Source organism: Peptostreptococcus canis (assembly GCF_014229965.1).
GTDB classification, from domain to species: domain Bacteria; phylum Bacillota; class Clostridia; order Peptostreptococcales; family Peptostreptococcaceae; genus Peptostreptococcus; species Peptostreptococcus canis.
The window spans coordinates 211,997-229,319 of the sequence record NZ_JABGBW010000002.1 but is presented as its reverse complement, the minus strand read 5'-3'; the positions used below and the strand labels follow the sequence as shown (position 1 = coordinate 229,319).

The window sequence follows — 17,323 nt, the reverse complement described above, 5'->3', positions numbered from 1 at the left end:
TATAAAAGGAAGGATGGTATAATAGTATATAATGAAAAATTGATACAAATAAACAGAATATGAAATTGTACTTGTAAGAAATTAGTGTATTTGTTATAGCATTTGATGAATACAATTTTTGCTAAAAATGTGATTTAATACAATTTAAAGAGGGAGTATATATTATGAGATTAAAATATATTTATCATAGCAGTTTTTTGGTTGAGTTAAAAAATGTTAATATAATATTTGACTATTATAAAAAGGAAATTCCTGATATGGATAGGAATAAAAAATTATATATAATTAGTACACATGGTCATAAAGACCATTTTAATAAAAAAATCTTTGACTTATTTTCTGAGTTCAAAGATGTGGAGTATATATTGTCAGATGACATAAATTTGATAAATATTGAAAAAGATAAAAATATACATAAAATATCTATCAATTCGAAATATAATATTGGTGATTTAGAGATAGAAACCTTTGAGAGTACGGACTTAGGAGTGGCGGTATTGATAATAGTTGAGGGAAAAACAATATATCATGCCGGTGATTTGAATTGGTGGACATGGCATGGATATGAGACAAAAGAAGAATATCAGGTGATGACTGAAAGATTTTTAAAAGAGATGGATAAGTTAACAGAAAGAAATATTGATCTTGCAATGGTTCCTTTAGATCCAAGACAAGGGGACAGGTATGACTGGGGATTATCACATTTTATTAAGGTAACGAAAACATCCTATGTAGCACCAATGCATCTTTGGGAAAAATATGAAATGATTGATAAATTTAGAAAAAAACATTTGGATTTAACTGAAAAAACTGTTATTATTGATACGCATAAGACATCGACTGATGGATATACTATAGAGTAGACATATTGGGAGCATATAGCGAATAAATTTTGTTTATCATAATTAAGAAAAATTTTTATTCAATAAGGTAAAATAAGGAGGTAAAAATGGATTTATTTACTGACTTTTTGAAGTCTATAGATATTAATGACAAAAAAACTCTCAAAGGTTTAGAAGATGTGATTTTATCAAAGGTAATTGTAAATAAAAAAAACTCTGAGATAACTCTGTATATCACATCAAAGGAAGTTATAAGTAATAGAAAATTGGACCAAATTAGAAGAAGAATTGCCCATAAGAGCAATGTTAGTGTTGATATTATAAAAATTAGACCAAGAATAAAATACAATGAAAAAAAAGGAGAAAAATTTATATTAAAAAAATATTGGGAAAATATATATTATTTAATCTGGAAGAAATGTCCGTCAGTAGCAGCATTTGAGAAACAATTAGAATATTTATATATAGATAGAAAACTTAAAATCAAAGCACCAAATGAATTTATTTTTAACAGATTTAAAGAGAAGAGTATAGATAAATGGGTAAAAGAATTGATACAAAGGGAGTTAGGTTTGGGGCTTGAAGTAGAACTTGAATGTGCAGTAAGAAATATGAATCAGGAAGAATCTTTAAAGAAAATAATAAAAAGACAAAATGAAGATGTAGATGAAGTGTTATCACGAATAGATTTTTCCAGTAAAAATATCGAAGAAGAGAAGGATAAATATATAGTTAATTTGGAAGATCCAAACTTAGTATATGGCAAAGATATAAAAGCATTTCATTTAGATATATGTGATATAAGTGAGAATACTGGGACTGTAGCAATAGTAGGTGAAGTTTTTAAAACAGATCAAATCGAAAATAGAAATGGTAAAATAAGTTATCATATATATGTTACAGATAACACTGCTGCAATATGTTGTAAAGTAAAATTAAACGATCAGAATAAAGATAAAGTAATTAATAATACCAAGCCAAATTCATATGTCCGTATAGTTGGAGATGTTATAACTAATACTTATAATGAAGAAAGAGAGATAACTATTACGAGTATAAAATTGGAGAAAAAACGAGAAAAAATTGATGTATCTTCAGAGAAAAGAGTAGAACTTCACCTTCATACCCAAATGTCAGCAATGGATTCGACGGTTTCTATAAAAAAGTTGTTTGATAGACTTCAAACATGGGGACATAAAGCTGTGGCTATTACGGATCATGGAGTTGTACAGGCATTTCCGGACGCAATGAATGCAGCAAAAGGTAAAGATATAAAGGTGATATATGGCGTAGAGGCTTATTTAGTAGATGATAATCAAGATATTATACAAGATGCTAATGATAAAGATTTCAATCAGCGTTTTGTAGTTTTTGATATTGAGACAACGGGCTTATCTACTATGAATGATAAAATAACAGAAATAGGAGCTGTTTTGATTGAAAACGGGAAAATAACAGATAATTTTTCTGAATTTGTAAATCCTGAGATGGACATTCCATATAAAATACAAGAATTAACCGGGATAACTAATGAAATGGTAAGTGATGCAAAAACTATTGAAGATGTTCTTCCTAGATTTATGAATTTTGTGAAAGATTCTGTTTTGGTAGCACATAATGCAAATTTTGATACCGGATTTATATTGGAAAACTGTAAAAAGCTCGGGATGGAATATAATAACAAAAAGGTTGATACAATTACGATTTCAAGGGTTATTTTAAAACATATGAGAAGAGTAACTCTTGATAGAGTTGCAAAAGAGATGAATGTTACTCTAAGAGGTCATCATAGAGCTGTAAATGATGCAATTGCGACTGCAGAAATATTTGTAAAATTTATAGAAATATTTAAAAAAGATGGAGCTGAAAAGTTATCAGATGTCAATAGAATTTATGGAAAGATAGACTATACTAAAATAAGACCTACTCATGCGACTATTTATGCAAAAAATCAAGTAGGATTAAAAAATCTTTATAGGTTGATAAGTGATTCTCATATTAATCATTTTTATTCGGTTCCCAGGATATTGAAGAGTAAATTAATTGAAATGAAAGAGGGATTAATAGTCGGGACTGCTTGCTCCAGTGGAGAAATTTTTAATGCAGTTCAAAGGAATTTGCCGGAAGATGAAATAAAAAAAATGCTCGAATTGTATGACTTTATCGAAATTATGCCATTGGAAAATAATAAGTATCTGGTTGAAAGCGGTGAGCTTAAAAATTTTGATGAGTTAAAGGACATAAATAAAAAATTAATTGCATTAGGAGAAAAATATTCAAAATTAGTTGTGGCAACAGGAGATGTTCATATGCTCGATGAACATGAGGGAATCTTTAGAACCATATTAATGTATTCTATAAGAAATAATGGAAGGTATGTAGAACCTTTTAAATTACATTTGAGAACTACTGATGAAATGCTTGAGGAATTTAAATATTTGGGTAAAGAAAAAGCCTATGAAGTAGTGGTTACTAATTCAAACAAAATAGCAGATGTGTTTGATAGGATTTTGCCTATACCGGATGAAACATGTCCACCTGTTATAGAGGGCTCTCAAGAAGAACTTAGAAAAATGTGTTTTGAAAAGGCATATGGTATATATGGAAATCCGTTACCGGAAGTTGTTCAATCCAGATTGGAAAAAGAACTAAATTCAATAATAAATAACGGATATGCAGTTATGTATATAATAGCGAGCAAGTTAGTTGCTAAATCTTTATCTGACGGCTATTTAGTAGGCTCTAGAGGATCGGTCGGATCTTCATTGGCAGCTACTATGAGTGATATTACAGAAGTAAATCCGCTTCCTGCTCACTATATTTGTCCAAATAAGAAATGTAAATATAGTGAATTTTTTGCAATAGGAGAATGGGGCTCCGGCGTGGATCTGCCTGATAAATGCTGTCCCAAATGTGGGGAAAAACTGGTAAAAGATGGACATGATATACCTTTTGAAGTATTTCTTGGATTTGAAGGTGATAAGGAACCGGATATAGATCTTAATTTTTCAGGAACTTATCAGCCCACTATACATGAATATACTGAAGAGCTATTTGGTAAAGGTCATACATATAGAGCCGGAACGATAGGTACTGTTAAAGATAAAACTGCATTTGCATATGTTAAAAAATTTTCTGAAGAAAATAACAAAGATTATTCAAATGCAGAAATGAGTTGGTTGACTGAAGGATGTACCGGAGTGAAGAGAACGTCAGGACAACATCCGGGAGGAGTTATGGTAATTCCTGATTACAAGGATGTTCATGATTTTACGCCAATTCAGTATCCGGCTAATGATACTAATTCATCAGTAATAACTACGCATTTTGATTATCATTCAATTAGTGGTAGAATTTTGAAGCTGGATATACTTGGACACGACGGTCCTACGATAATTAGAATGCTTGAGGACATGACCGGAATAAATATAACAGATATACCTTTGGATGATCCTGAAACTATGTCGCTTTTTACATCGACCAAAGCTTTAGGAGTAACAGAAGAAGATATAGGAACTCCGGTTGGAAGTCTTGCGATACCTGAATTTGGTACAAAGTTTACCAGACAAATGTTAATTGACACGAAACCTACTACATTTGCCGAACTTGTTAGAATATCAGGTTTATCACACGGTACAGATGTTTGGACACACAATGCTCAGGATCTTGTAAGGGGGAATGTTGTTGGATTAAAAGATGTTATTTCAACCAGAGACGATATTATGAACTATCTAATATTCAGTGGTTTGGAGCCTAAAATGGCATTTACAATAATGGAAAGTGTTCGTAAGGGGAAAGGATTAAAACCTGAATTTGAAGATGCTATGAAAGCCAATAATGTTCCGGCTTGGTATATAAATTCTTGTAAAAAAATAAAGTATATGTTTCCAAAAGCTCATGCAGTAGCTTATGTTATGACTTCATTTAGAATTGCATATTGTAAAATTAATTATCCTGAAGCATTTTATGCTACCTATTTTACCACTAAGGTCGAAGATTTCGACATAGAGCTTATAACAAGTGGAATAGATGTTGTTAAGAAAAAAATGGAAAGCATTAGTGAAAAAGGAAATGCAATTACTGCAAAAGAAAAAAATCAGTATACGGTTTTGGAGATAGTAGTAGAGATGTATGCCAGAAATATCGAATTTTTAAAGGTAGATATCTATAAATCGGATGCAAAGGAATTTAAAATAGCTGGAAAAGGTAAAATACTTCCACCTATGATTTCACTTGATGGAATGGGAGAAAATGCTGCTCAGAGTATAGTGGATAATCGAGACAAACCATTTTTATCAAAAGAAGATCTTATTAAAAGAACAAAAGTATCAAAGTCAGTTGTAGAAAAATTATCTGAACATGGAAGTTTAGACGGTTTAAGCGAAAAAAATCAACTATCATTTTTATAGAAAGTTAATAATATTACATTAAAAAGAATATCTGTATTAATGTTTTAAAATACAGGTATTTTTTTATGTTTTACTAAGAATATTAATAAAATTTATTAAAGTGTTGTTATAAGCAAAGCAATATGTTATAATTGCTTTTGTGTTATATTAATATAAGGGGGAAGATATAATGAAAAAAATCAAATTAGGGCTAGTTTCTAAGCTAGTAATAGCCATAATTATCGGTATTATACTAGGTAATATGAAATTTTTACCGGCTAATTTGTTAAGAGTTTTAATTACTCTTTCAAGTCTTTTTGGTGAGTTTTTGAATTTCATAATACCTTTAATGATAATTGGCTTTGTTGTAAAGGGGATTGCAGAATTATCTGAAGGAGCAGGAAAACTTTTAGGAATAACAGCCTTAACAGCATATTGTTCAACTTTAATCGCAGGTACAATAGCTTATTTTGTGGCAAAAAACTTATTCCCGACATTCATTACAGCGGAATTAATTGAAAAAGTGAAGGGAAATGTAGAACCCTTAACTCCATTTTTCAAGATTAATTTAACTCCGATGTTGGATGTTACGAGTGCTGTCGTTTTTGCATTCATAATGGGGTTAAGCATTTCGTGGTTAAAAGGAAACGGACGCGGAAAAGTGTTATTTGAGGTATTCGATGATTTTGAAGCAATAATCTCAAAAGTATTAAGTAAAGTAATTATTCCATTATTGCCATTATTTATAGCAGGTAACTTTACAAATATGAGTTATACAGGTTCAGTATTTAGTGTATTATCAATATTCTGGAAAGTATTTGTTATTGTAATTATACTTCATTTACTATATGTATCACTAATGTTTACTGTTTCTGGGACTTACGCAGGAAAAAATCCTTTTAGACTGATAAGAAATCAGGTGAACGGTTACATGACTGCTATTGGTACACAGTCTTCAGCTGCTACAATACCAGTAAATTTAAAATGTGCTGAAAAGAATGGTGTTTCTGAAGATATAAGAAACTTTGTTGTGCCTCTATGTGCTACTATTCATCTTGCAGGTAGTATGATTACTATTACAAGTTGTAGTGTTGCTGTGTTATTGATGAACGGAATTAACTTTAATTTCGGCACAGTATTTGGATTTATTGCTATGCTTGGTGTAGCTATGGTTGCAGCACCCGGTGCTCCTGGCGGTGCAATAATGTCAGCTTTACCATTCTTACCAATGGTAGGTATTACTACTGAAGTAATGCAACAGTTGATGATTACATTGTATTTAACTCAGGATAGCTTTGGTACAGCAGCCAATGTTTCAGGTGATAATGCGATTGCAGTATTTATTGATAAGTTATATACTAGAAAAATTAAAAAGGCTTAATATCTTGTACATTAAATATTGCATTGACAATTGAAAAAATTATAGAAAAAGAGTTATCAATAAATTAACTTTTAATATCCAAATTTAGGAGCCAAGTTAATTTCAAGGATAACTCTTTTTATTATTTATATATTGAATTTAGTATTTGAAAAGTAGATTTAAAAATTCCTCAAACATTATTCCGTCATTTCTATCAAACTTTTTTTGTTTAGCGGTAAAGCCTACTGATTCATATATAAAATCAGTTGCTATTTCTACTGACTCAGAAAGACCATATCCCCTTGTGATTAGGGCTGTAATAGTAGATGTAAATATATCTCCGGTACCACTAAAACTAATTTTATTATAATGCTTACCTATTTTTATTATTTGATCATTTTTTCTTTCATAGCAAATATTTATTATTTCGTTATTTTTTATAAAACCTGTTATTACAACCGATTCAGGACCAATATCAGATAATTCTCTGCATATACTAAGAAGTTCATCATCAGTATAATCTAAAAAGTCAGTTTTTCTGCCTAAAATTAAATTTGCCTCAGTAATATTTGGTGTTATTAGATTTGCCATTGAAACAAGTTTTTTCATTTCAAATACATCTTCTTCAGAAAAAAATGGAAAAATTTTACCCAAATCTCCGAGTATTGGATCAACAACTACATATGAACCATGATTAAGATTAATCAAATGTTCTACAAGTTTTATCTGATTTTTAGAACCCAGAAAACCACTGTATATTGTATCAAACTTTTGATTCAATTTATGCCAAGCGTCTATGTATTCTTTCATACTATCAGTAAGATCTACAAAGCTATATACCGGATAACCCGTTTGGCTTGAAAGAACAGATGTAGGTAATGGACAACACTGGCATCTTAACGCAGAAATTAAAGGAAGTGCAACTGTAAGAGAGCATTTTCCAATTCCTGAAATATCATTTACACAAGCTATTTTCTTTTGCATTTCAACCTCCGATTTTTATTCTGCTAAGAATGTATATTCTGCAGATAAGATGTGATTATTTTGTAAAATTATATAGTCACTATTATATAATATCATATTAAAATTAAAGGAACAAGAACATTAAAAATAATTGAAATGACATTATTTTGTATAGTTTTTTATTTTGTAGAATTTTATCTGTCTTTATTGATTATTATCATTGACTATTGTGCGGTTTTATGTTATCTTTAGATAAGAGTGAATTACATAAAAATAAGTAGTTCATCAATTTAGGAGGAACATAGATGAAAATCGGAGTAGTAAAGTGGTTTAACAATGAAAAGGGATTTGGTTTCATATCAGTAGAAGGTGAAAATGATATCTTTGTACATTTTTCAGCAATACAGGGAGAAGGATATAAGTCTCTTGAAGAAGGACAGAAGGTTGAGTTTGAAATCGTGGACGGTTCAAAAGGACCTCAGGCTGCAAATGTAACAAGAATATAAATAGTTTAAGATATTGATTTGAATTAATATAGTAAAGTTTTATCAAGATTACAATGCAAAGGATTAACATATGTTAATCCTTTTTCTTTTTTATTGACTTATAAGTAGTGAAATTATTATCATAATATGTTATACTTTAGTAGGATATGTTTAAATTTTTATGGGTAAATTTTATTTTGATAATATTAAACTGTTAATATAATAGTTTTAAATGTTAAGGAGACAGATATGAATATATTGTTTTTTATTACGCCTAAAAGCGAGGTTATAAGTGTATGTGATAAAGATAATTTAAAGGACGTGTTAAATACGTTGGAAAAGTATAAGTTTTCTTCAGTTCCTATTTTAAATGAGCATGGAAATTACTTAGGGACAGTTAAAGAGGGAGATTTATTGTGGTTTTTGAAATCAAACAAATCTTTTGATGACAGTATTTTAGAAAATACAAATATTATGGATATTCCCAGAAGAGTAACAAATGAAACAGTAAAAATAGATACAAATGTTGAGGATTTATTTATAGCATTAATCAGCCAGAATTTTGTTCCGGTTATAGATGATTCTAATATTTTTATAGGAATAATAAAAAGAAGAGACGTCATTTCCTATGCTTATAAAGAGCTAAAAAAGATAAAGAGTGTATAGATTAATAAAAGTACATAGATAGTAAAATATAATTTTATTATTCTTTGGTATATACTTTTTTTAACAATTTAATTTTATTGGTATAGATAATAAATCAGGAGGAGAAAATGATTATAGAAATGTTGCAGGGCAAAATTCACAGGGCTACTGTCACACAAGCCGATTTGGATTACGTCGGAAGTATTACAATAGATCTTGAATTAATGGAAAAGTCGGGAATAAGAGAATACCAGAAAGTACAAATAGTTGATGTGAACAATGGGAATAGATTTGAGACATATACTATTGCAGGTGAACCGGGAAGTGGTATTATTTGTTTAAATGGTGCAGCTGCGAGATGTGTGTCCGTCAATGATAAAATTATAATAATGGCATATTGCTGTTGTGACGCAGAAGAAACAAAAAATCACAAACCAAAAGTAGTCTTTGTAGATGACGAAAACAGAATTGTGAGAGTAACAAATTATGAAAAACATGGATTATTAGAGGATATGTAACAAAGTGTTTTAACAATGGTTCTTTAAAATTGCAGATACTTGAAATTATAGCGATTAAGAAAAAATCTTGATCGCTTTTTTTCGTTTATATTCAAAAATTTATATAATTAATGAAGAAAAAGAAGTTATTGACAATAATTATCATTCGTAGTATAATAAAAAAACGACGAATACGTCAGTTTTTATTATAAAAAGTTAGGAGAAGTTATATTGTCTGGTAAAAAGAAATCTATTGGTGAAATTAGAAAGCAAGAAATATGTCAAGCAGCTATAGAATGTTTTATAGAAAAAGGCTTTCATAATACTACTATGGAGGATGTAATTGCAAAGACCGATTTGTCTAAAGGAGGAGTCTATTATCATTACAAGAGTACTCGGGAAATGATATTTGATATTTTTATAGAAGGGAATAATCATAGGATAAATTTGATAAAAAAATATATTAAGGATAATAATTTATCTATCAAAGATTTGGCAGATGAAGATATTATGGCAGAATTGATGGTTGAAAAAATACTTACAGATAGTCCACTTATGCAAATATATGCTCAGTTTTTAGTAGAGACAAATTATGATAGAGAGCTTTTTCAAACCTATCAAAAAATTCAAGAAAGTTCCAAAGAAGAATTGCTAAATTTTTTTGATTATGAAAACGAAAATAAGACTTCAAATGAAGAATTTATGTTTATAACGTATATTCTTAATACTTTTATATTAGGAGTAAATATTTTAAATGCTAGGGAAAATTTTGAGTTAAATAGGAAAATAATAAAGGAGATGGTGAAAAGTGCAATTATTCATTTCAAGGCAGAGAAATAAAAAAAGTATAAAATTCCATCCTTTGACTATCATATCTATTAATATATTATTACCTTTTATTAATACTATTTTTCCTTCAAATAAAGCCATATTTTTCACCATGTTTTTTTCCCTTAGTTTATTGTTGATTACTGGAAACTATAAAAGGTTGATAAAGTCACTTATATATCTTTTTATATTTTTTGCTTTATATGAATTGGTACTTATGTACTCGAAAAACGCTATGTTTTTATCGATGTTTAGAATGATGATGCTTTTTTTACCCTGTATTATTTTGGCTTCCCTGCTTATATCTGAATATAATTCCTCTGAGATGTTGTCAGCCCTACAAATGGTTAGACTTCCTAAAATATTTATTATTGGATTGACAGTTACGCTTAGATATATACCAACTTTTAAAAAGGAATTTAAGATTATTAAAGAAGCTATGCGAATAAGAGGCGTAAAATTTTCTGTTTTGCATCCGTTAAGAAGTTTTGAGTATTTATTAGTACCACAGTTATATAGATGTTTAACTCTAAGCTCTGAGCTAACTAGTGCCGGCCTTACAAAGGGGATGGATGCGCCATATAAAAGAACAAGTTTTTATAAGCGTAAATTTTTAATTACAGATTATATAGCTATTATTACTTTAATTTTGGGTTATAGCTTGATAATAGGTGGTGTGATATGAAAAAAATTGAGTTTGAAAATATAAATTTTTCTTATTATAACAGTTATAAGAAAAAAATAAAAAATTTAGAGGATATAAGCTTTTCTATTAACGCAGGAGAGATAATATTAATCGTAGGGGATAGTGGAAGTGGTAAATCTACTTTGCTTAATATACTAAATGGAATAATACCTGAAGTAATAGAAGGACATTTAGAGGGAAATATTAAAATAGATTGTAAGGAAAATTTAAAAATTTATGAAAGAAGTTTAATTTTGGGAAATGTTTTTCAAAATCCGCGAAGTCAATTTTTTACAAATAACACTACTGCTGAACTTGTTTTTGCTATGGAAAATTATGGTTTCTCTTATGAGGAAATGGAGTTAAGATTAGAAACCATAAGCAATAAGTTTAATATTAAAAATTTATTAAATAGAGATATTTTCAGCTTATCATCAGGAGAAAGACAGTTTTTGGCACTTTTAACCGCTCTTATTACGAATCCAAGTGTTATTGTTTTTGACGAGCCTTCTGCAAATCTTGATTATGGAAATGCGATGAGATTAAAAGGACAAATTACCGATTTAAAAAAAGAGAGAAAGACTATAATTATTGCAGATCATAGATTTTATTATTTAAAAGGAATAATAGACAGAGTGTTTTTGATAGAAAATAAAAACATAGTAGAATTCAAAACTGAAGAAGAATTTTCAAATAGTAGTTATGGAAAAAGGGTATTTAGTCTTTTTTCTCATGATTTTGCACAACAAAAAGTTGTAAAAAGTGTTAAAGAAAAAGTGAGGGTAAGAGATGTATCATATAGAGATATTTTAGAAAATATTAACACTGTGTTTAATGAGGGAGAAATTACAACTATTGTAGGAATAAACGGATCAGGCAAAACTACATTGGCGAGAATTATATCAAAAGTTATAAAGCCTAATAAGGGAAATATAGACATAAGGGATAAATTGCTTTATATAATGCAAGATGCTGATTTTCAACTATTTGGTGCTTCAGTTTTAAAGGAACTTGAAATAACTTCAAAGGATAGTAAAAGAAATGAAGAAGCTTTGAAACTTTTAAATTTGTGGCATTTAAAAGATAAACATCCACAATCTTTATCAGGCGGAGAAAAGCAAAGATTACAATTGGCTATTAGTTTAGTTAGTGATGCAAAGGTAATTATATTTGATGAGCCGACAAGCGGACTTGATAAAAAATCTATGGAAAGAGTGCTTAGACTTTTAAAGCTTTTAAAGAAAGAAAAAACAATCATTATTATTTCACACGATTATGAATTTATAAGAAAAAGTACAGATAAGGTAATATATATTAAAGATTCAAAAATAGATAAAGAATTTTATCTAGAAAAAGAAAATATAAAAACATTAAATGATATTTATGGGGAAATGGAGGCATATTATGAGTAACAAATTAAAAATAAAAGATATTTTATTAATAGCACTATTAACTGCTGTCTATATGCTTATTTATTTGGTGATAATGATGATTATTATGCCGCTTGGTGGTTTGGGACATGCTATTAGTCCTGGAATTAACGGTATATTTACAGGTATAATCATTTACTTTATGGCTAGAAAAATAGGAAAGATGTGGCAATATTCTATATTAACACTTTTGGTTATGGGCATTTTTGCTATTATGGGAGGTGGATATCTTCCATGGTTAATTTCTTCTATTTCAACTGCAATTATTGCTGATTTTATAGCTTCGAGATCAAAAGATACATCTGTTTTAAAAATTGCTTTAGCTTCAGGAATTATGCATATGGGGCAGGCATGGGGAGCTATTATTCCAGCCATGTTTTTCCTAAATAGTTATAGAGAAACCTGGATTAAAAGGGGGCAAAGTGCAGAGGCTATGAATGAATATATTCGCTATACAACAGGTTATTGGGGAGTGATTAGCTCTATAATAGTATTTGTTTTAGCTGTAATAGGTGTTTATATTGGGCATATAATTTTGAAAAAACATTTTAAGGAGGAATCATAGAATGGATACACTAAAGAAATTATTTTCCTATGCAAAGGAGAAAAAAGCTTTTATGATTATGGCTTTAGTTTTTTCCGGCTTAGCGACTTGCATTTCTTTCCTGCCTTATTACTTTTTCTGGCAAATATTAAAGGAGATAACTACGAATGCAAATATAACGGAAATAAAACAAATATCTTTGTATATTTTTTTAACAACCATTTTTTATGCGATAACATATATGCTATCTCTCATTTGCAGTCATGTATTTGCATTTAGGTTAGAAACGAATATGAAAAAAAGAGGGCTTTACCATTTACTAAATGCTTCTTTTTCATTTTTCGATATAAATCCATCAGGAAGGACAAGAAAAGTCATAGATGACAATACTGGAAATACACATACTATTATTGCACATATATTGCCGGACTCAGTAAATGCTGTTTTATTTCCTATTGGAGTTTTAGTCTTGTCTTTTGTGGCAAGTTGGAAAATAGGGATACTTATGTTAATAGTGATAATTTTAGCAATCATATGTTTTAAATTTATGTATGCTGAAGAGAATATGATGAAAGAATATATGTCGGCTTTAGAAGATATTAATTCTGAAACGGTCGAGTATGTGAGAGGGATACAAGTAATCAAAGTATTTGGCTTAGCTTTGGATTCGTTTAAGAAGCTTCATAAGGCTATTTTACATTATTCAAAGGTGGTAAATAAATTTTCTCAGATGAGTAGAACACCTTTTGTTATCTATCAATGCATAATGATGAGTTTTGCTGCTTTAATTATTGTTATAGCATATCCTATGATAGTTAATAACGAACCTGCAAGCGAAATTATTAGTTTAGTAGTCTTTTTTATGACTTTTGCAGGTCTTTTGAATAATGCATTTATAAAAATAATGTTTTTTAACAAAAATTATACGGTTGGTAAAGATGCCATAGATAAGTTGGAGGATCTATTTGAGAAAATGGATGAAAATAAACTTATAAATGGAAATGTAACTAAAATGGAAAATTATAATATTGAGTTTGAAGGAGTATCATTTGAGTATGAAAAGGGCGTTAGTATATTAAAAGATTTTGATTTGAAATTAGAATCAGGTAAAAAATACGCTTTAGTTGGCAGTTCGGGTGGAGGTAAATCTACAATTGCAAAATTAATTTCAGGGTTTTATCCTGTGAGTAGTGGAAAATTAAAGATTGGTGGTACAGATATTAAAGAATATACAGGTGAAACTTTAGAAAAAAATATTGCATTTGTATTTCAATATGCAAAGCTTTTTAATAAAAGTATTTTTGATAATGTAAAAATTGGCAATCCAAATGCCAGCTATGAAGAAGTGATGCAAGCACTTAAGATAGCAATGTGTGATAGTATTCTGGATAAATTTAAAACAAGAGAAAATACAATAATAGGGGCAGAAGGAGTTCATTTATCGGGGGGAGAAATCCAAAGGATTGCCATAGCAAGAGCGATATTAAAAGACGCACCAATAATTATTTTAGATGAAGCAAGTGCAGCCAGTGATCCTGAAAATGAATATGAAATGCAAAGAGCTTTTTCAAACCTAATGAAAAATAAAACTGTCATTATGATTGCGCATAGACTATCAAGTATTAGAAATGTAGATGAAATATTAGTCATTGATGAAGGAAAAGTTCTTGAAAGAGGCAGTCATGAAAAATTGATGGTAGGAGATACAAAATACAGACATTTTATAGAGTTGTACAAGAATGCAAATGAATGGAGGGTTGTAAATGAAAGCTAGAATACAAAAATATTTTGCCCTAACAGATCAGGGAATAAATAATACAATAAAAGCATCGATTTTCTCTTTTTTGAAATTTTTTAGCTTTACATTTTCTCCGATATTAGTGTTTATGTTTTTACAAGACTACCTAAGGGGAGAGTTGAAGAGCCTTACTATTTATATGGCAATTTTGACAACTGTCGTGGTAATCATGTATTTTATATTAAGAAAAGAGTATATATTGACCTATGATACTACTTATGAAGAAAGTACAGCTCTAAGAGAAAATATAGCCAATCAATTTAAAAGATTACCGCTTTCTTATTTTTCAAAACATAATTTGTCTGATTTGTCACAAACGATTATGATGGATGTTAATAATATCGAAATGGTAATCAGTCATGCTTTGCCACAAGGAATAGGATTTTTGTATTTTTTTATACTTATTAGTGTTTTAATGATATTAAGTGTACCACTTATGGGATTAGCAGTAGTAGTTCCTATATGGCTAGCGATGTTCATTATGTTTTTTACAGGCAGAGCACAAACAAGTGGAGTTAGAAAGTACTATAAGACTTTACTGGAAAATGCAGCAAGTTTTCAAGAGGCTTTTGAAATGCAGCAAGAGATAAAAAGCTATTCCATGCAAGGTCAAGTAGAAAAAGACGTGAGTAAAAAACTTGAAGATAGTGAAAAGATACATATTAAAGCGGAATTTACAATGGCTTTTATGTCATTTTTGATAGGATTGTTGCCATATTTAGCTCCTGTATTGACAGCTGTAATAGGCGCAATGTTGTTTACAAAAGGAGAAATAAACATTCTTTACTATGTGGGTTATCTTATGGCAGCTACGACGATATCTTCTCAATATGCAGCTGTAAATGAGTATATTTTAATGGCGTTGTTTTTTGAGGATTCTTTCAAAAGAATCAGAGAGCTAAGAGAAGAAAAAATTCAAGAGGGTGTTGATAAAAAACTTGAAAATTTTGAAGTAGAAATGAGAAATGTAAGTTTTTCCTATGGAAACAATAAAGTAATAAATAATGTAAGCTTTATTGCAAAGCAAGGGGAAGTGACAGCACTTGTAGGACCTTCAGGTTGTGGAAAAACTACTATTTTAAGATTGATTTCAAGACTATATGACTATGATAGTGGAATGATATGTATTGGCGGGGAAGATATAAAAAAGATAAGTACAGAAAGTCTATTTGAAAATATATCGATTGTATTTCAAAAAGTAGAACTTTTTAACAATTCTATTTTGGAAAATATAAGAATAGGTAGAAAAGATGCTAGTGATGAAGAAGTTATTTTGGCTGCAAAGCTAGCTAATGTTGACAAGATAGTGGAAAAACTACCTAATGGATATCATACTGTTATTGGAGAAAATGGTTCAAAATTGTCAGGAGGAGAACGTCAGCGAATATCAATAGCAAGAGCATTTTTAAAAGATGCTCCTATAATTTTACTTGATGAGATTTCAGCCTCATTGGATGTGGAAAATGAAATGGAAATTCAAAACAGTATAAATAAGCTTATTAAAGATAAGACTGTGATTATTATATCTCACAGATTAAAATCAGTGGAAAAAGCAGATCAAATTATAGTTATGAATGATGGTGTTATAGATTCAAAAGGTGCACATGAAGAAGTATTAAAATTATCAGAAATTTATAGCGCTATGATTAAAAAATCCGAACTTACAGATTCTTATGTATATTAAGATGTAAAGGGAAACTTTATTATATTTAAGTGTAGTGTTTAAAAGAAGTAAAGAAGTTTAAGTATCAAAGAAAGGCTAAGTATCAGATAAAGATACCTAGCCTTATTTTTGATTTCTAAAATAAACTTATTTTTTCGATAATACAATAAATAATTATAATCGTTCTAATGTCTATTTACCAATACGGCAATTTTTCCTTCAGCATTATAAGTGATTTGAACTATCGAATTCTTCTTAACTTTTAGAAGGTCTTCACCACCGTGCTTAATGTCAAGTCTAACAGGTTTTTTACCTTGTTTGATCAGTGCAACATACTCATTCTTATTTTTCTTTTCTATACTTATAAGATTTCCGACATATGGTGTAAATACCTGATATTTTTCACCTGCTTTCTTTAGATAGAAGAAAGCAGCTACAGCTACAGCGAGATCTGCTATAAGAACAGCCCACCATGGTAATTTAGCTATAAAGCCAATAATCACAAGAATGATCATGACCACTATCGGAATCAAAGCCTTCTGTAACATAAGTTTGCTTATAATGTCATTAGCTTTTTTTTCCGGTCCGGTCATCGTTTTTTGTCTCGCATATTGTTCTGCAAATTTATCTCTTATGCCCATAACCAAGCCTCCATTCATTTAAAATATAATTACAAAAATACCTTATTTATTTTATCATATATAGAGATAAATTAAAAGGGCAATATTTAAAGATTATAGACAATAGGTATATAATTTTTTAGGAGTAAAAATGATTTGTAAAATTGTCAGCTATCAAAGTATACATTATATATGATATAATAATGATATTATGAGTGTCTGTTTCATAGAGTAAAAGTTTTTTGATTATTATTCGATTATTAATACAAATATTTATTAATACGAAAATATGTATTTTTATGATTTTGATTGAATAAAAATAGTTTTGCTTTATAAACAGTCCCAAATGGAGGAAAAATTTGAAATGTTCAACGATTTGAGAAAATTGTCCTTTATGGAAATATATTTTAGATTGATTAGTTTACTTTTTTGGCCTATATATTGGTATAAATGGATAGTTATTACAATACAAAATTATAATGATATACTATTTACAATTTATCTGGTATTAGATGTTATATTTATTGTTCTTCTTTTTATAAGATATATTATGAAAAAAGTAAGTTCAAAAAGAT

14 protein-coding genes are annotated in these 17,323 nt (G+C 29.3%); 12 read left to right on the top strand and 2 right to left on the bottom strand.

Annotation, left to right across the window (positions count from 1 at the left end):
• The first annotated feature begins 164 nt into the window (after positions 1-164).
• From HLB29_RS04125 to HLB29_RS04115, 3 genes are all read left to right on the top strand, one after another.
• A complete protein-coding gene (locus HLB29_RS04125) occupies positions 165-863 on the top strand; it encodes an MBL fold metallo-hydrolase (RefSeq protein ID WP_185623890.1) in 699 nt (232 codons plus the stop codon).
• A gap of 86 nt (positions 864-949) precedes the next feature.
• On the top strand, positions 950-5,251 hold the full coding sequence (locus HLB29_RS04120; RefSeq protein ID WP_185623889.1) for a PolC-type DNA polymerase III: 4,302 nt from the start codon (positions 950-952) through the stop codon (positions 5,249-5,251).
• A 169-nt stretch (positions 5,252-5,420) separates the two neighbouring features.
• The gene (locus HLB29_RS04115) at positions 5,421-6,611 is read left to right on the top strand and encodes a dicarboxylate/amino acid:cation symporter (RefSeq protein ID WP_185623888.1); all 1,191 of its coding nucleotides are present in this window, start codon (positions 5,421-5,423) and stop codon (positions 6,609-6,611) included.
• A gap of 138 nt (positions 6,612-6,749) precedes the next feature.
• On the opposite strand, the gene HLB29_RS04110 is transcribed toward HLB29_RS04115, so the two are convergent.
• On the bottom strand, positions 6,750-7,574 hold the full coding sequence (locus HLB29_RS04110) for a pyridoxamine kinase (RefSeq protein WP_185623887.1): 825 nt from the start codon (positions 7,572-7,574) through the stop codon (positions 6,750-6,752).
• Positions 7,575-7,858: 284 nt separating this feature from the next.
• Between HLB29_RS04110 and HLB29_RS04105 the strand changes: the two genes are divergently transcribed.
• From HLB29_RS04105 to HLB29_RS04065, 9 genes are all read left to right on the top strand, one after another.
• Positions 7,859-8,059, top strand: coding sequence for a cold-shock protein (locus HLB29_RS04105; protein WP_185623886.1), 201 nt, complete (start codon positions 7,859-7,861; stop codon positions 8,057-8,059).
• A gap of 228 nt (positions 8,060-8,287) precedes the next feature.
• Complete coding sequence (locus HLB29_RS04100) at positions 8,288-8,704, top strand: CBS domain-containing protein (RefSeq protein WP_185623885.1); 417 nt, start codon at positions 8,288-8,290, stop codon at positions 8,702-8,704.
• 107 nt (positions 8,705-8,811) lie between these two features.
• Entirely contained in the window at positions 8,812-9,201 is a 390-nt protein-coding gene (gene panD / locus HLB29_RS04095) for an aspartate 1-decarboxylase (RefSeq protein WP_185623884.1), read from the top strand.
• Positions 9,202-9,411: 210 nt separating this feature from the next.
• Positions 9,412-10,020: a TetR/AcrR family transcriptional regulator gene (locus tag HLB29_RS04090; protein WP_185623883.1), complete on the top strand. Its 609-nt coding sequence runs from the start codon at positions 9,412-9,414 to the stop codon at positions 10,018-10,020.
• Entirely contained in the window at positions 9,989-10,693 is a 705-nt protein-coding gene (locus tag HLB29_RS04085) for an energy-coupling factor transporter transmembrane component T (protein WP_330604391.1), read from the top strand. Before HLB29_RS04090 ends, HLB29_RS04085 begins: the two co-directional genes overlap by 32 nt.
• Positions 10,690-12,105 (top strand): ABC transporter ATP-binding protein, encoded by a 1,416-nt coding sequence (locus HLB29_RS04080; protein WP_185623882.1) that lies wholly within the window; start codon positions 10,690-10,692, stop codon positions 12,103-12,105. The genes HLB29_RS04085 and HLB29_RS04080 overlap by 4 nt, the downstream gene beginning before the upstream one ends.
• Positions 12,098-12,688 (top strand): MptD family putative ECF transporter S component, encoded by a 591-nt coding sequence (locus tag HLB29_RS04075; protein WP_185623881.1) that lies wholly within the window; start codon positions 12,098-12,100, stop codon positions 12,686-12,688. The genes HLB29_RS04080 and HLB29_RS04075 overlap by 8 nt, the downstream gene beginning before the upstream one ends.
• Before the next feature lies 1 nt (position 12,689).
• Entirely contained in the window at positions 12,690-14,441 is a 1,752-nt protein-coding gene (locus tag HLB29_RS04070) for an ABC transporter ATP-binding protein (protein WP_185623880.1), read from the top strand.
• Complete coding sequence (locus HLB29_RS04065) at positions 14,431-16,149, top strand: ABC transporter ATP-binding protein (protein WP_185623879.1); 1,719 nt, start codon at positions 14,431-14,433, stop codon at positions 16,147-16,149. Before HLB29_RS04070 ends, HLB29_RS04065 begins: the two co-directional genes overlap by 11 nt.
• A 164-nt stretch (positions 16,150-16,313) precedes the next feature.
• Here the strand turns inward: HLB29_RS04065 and HLB29_RS04060 are convergent, their stop codons facing one another.
• Positions 16,314-16,769 (bottom strand): hypothetical protein, encoded by a 456-nt coding sequence (locus HLB29_RS04060; protein WP_185623878.1) that lies wholly within the window; start codon positions 16,767-16,769, stop codon positions 16,314-16,316.
• Between the last annotated feature and the right edge of the window lie 554 nt (positions 16,770-17,323).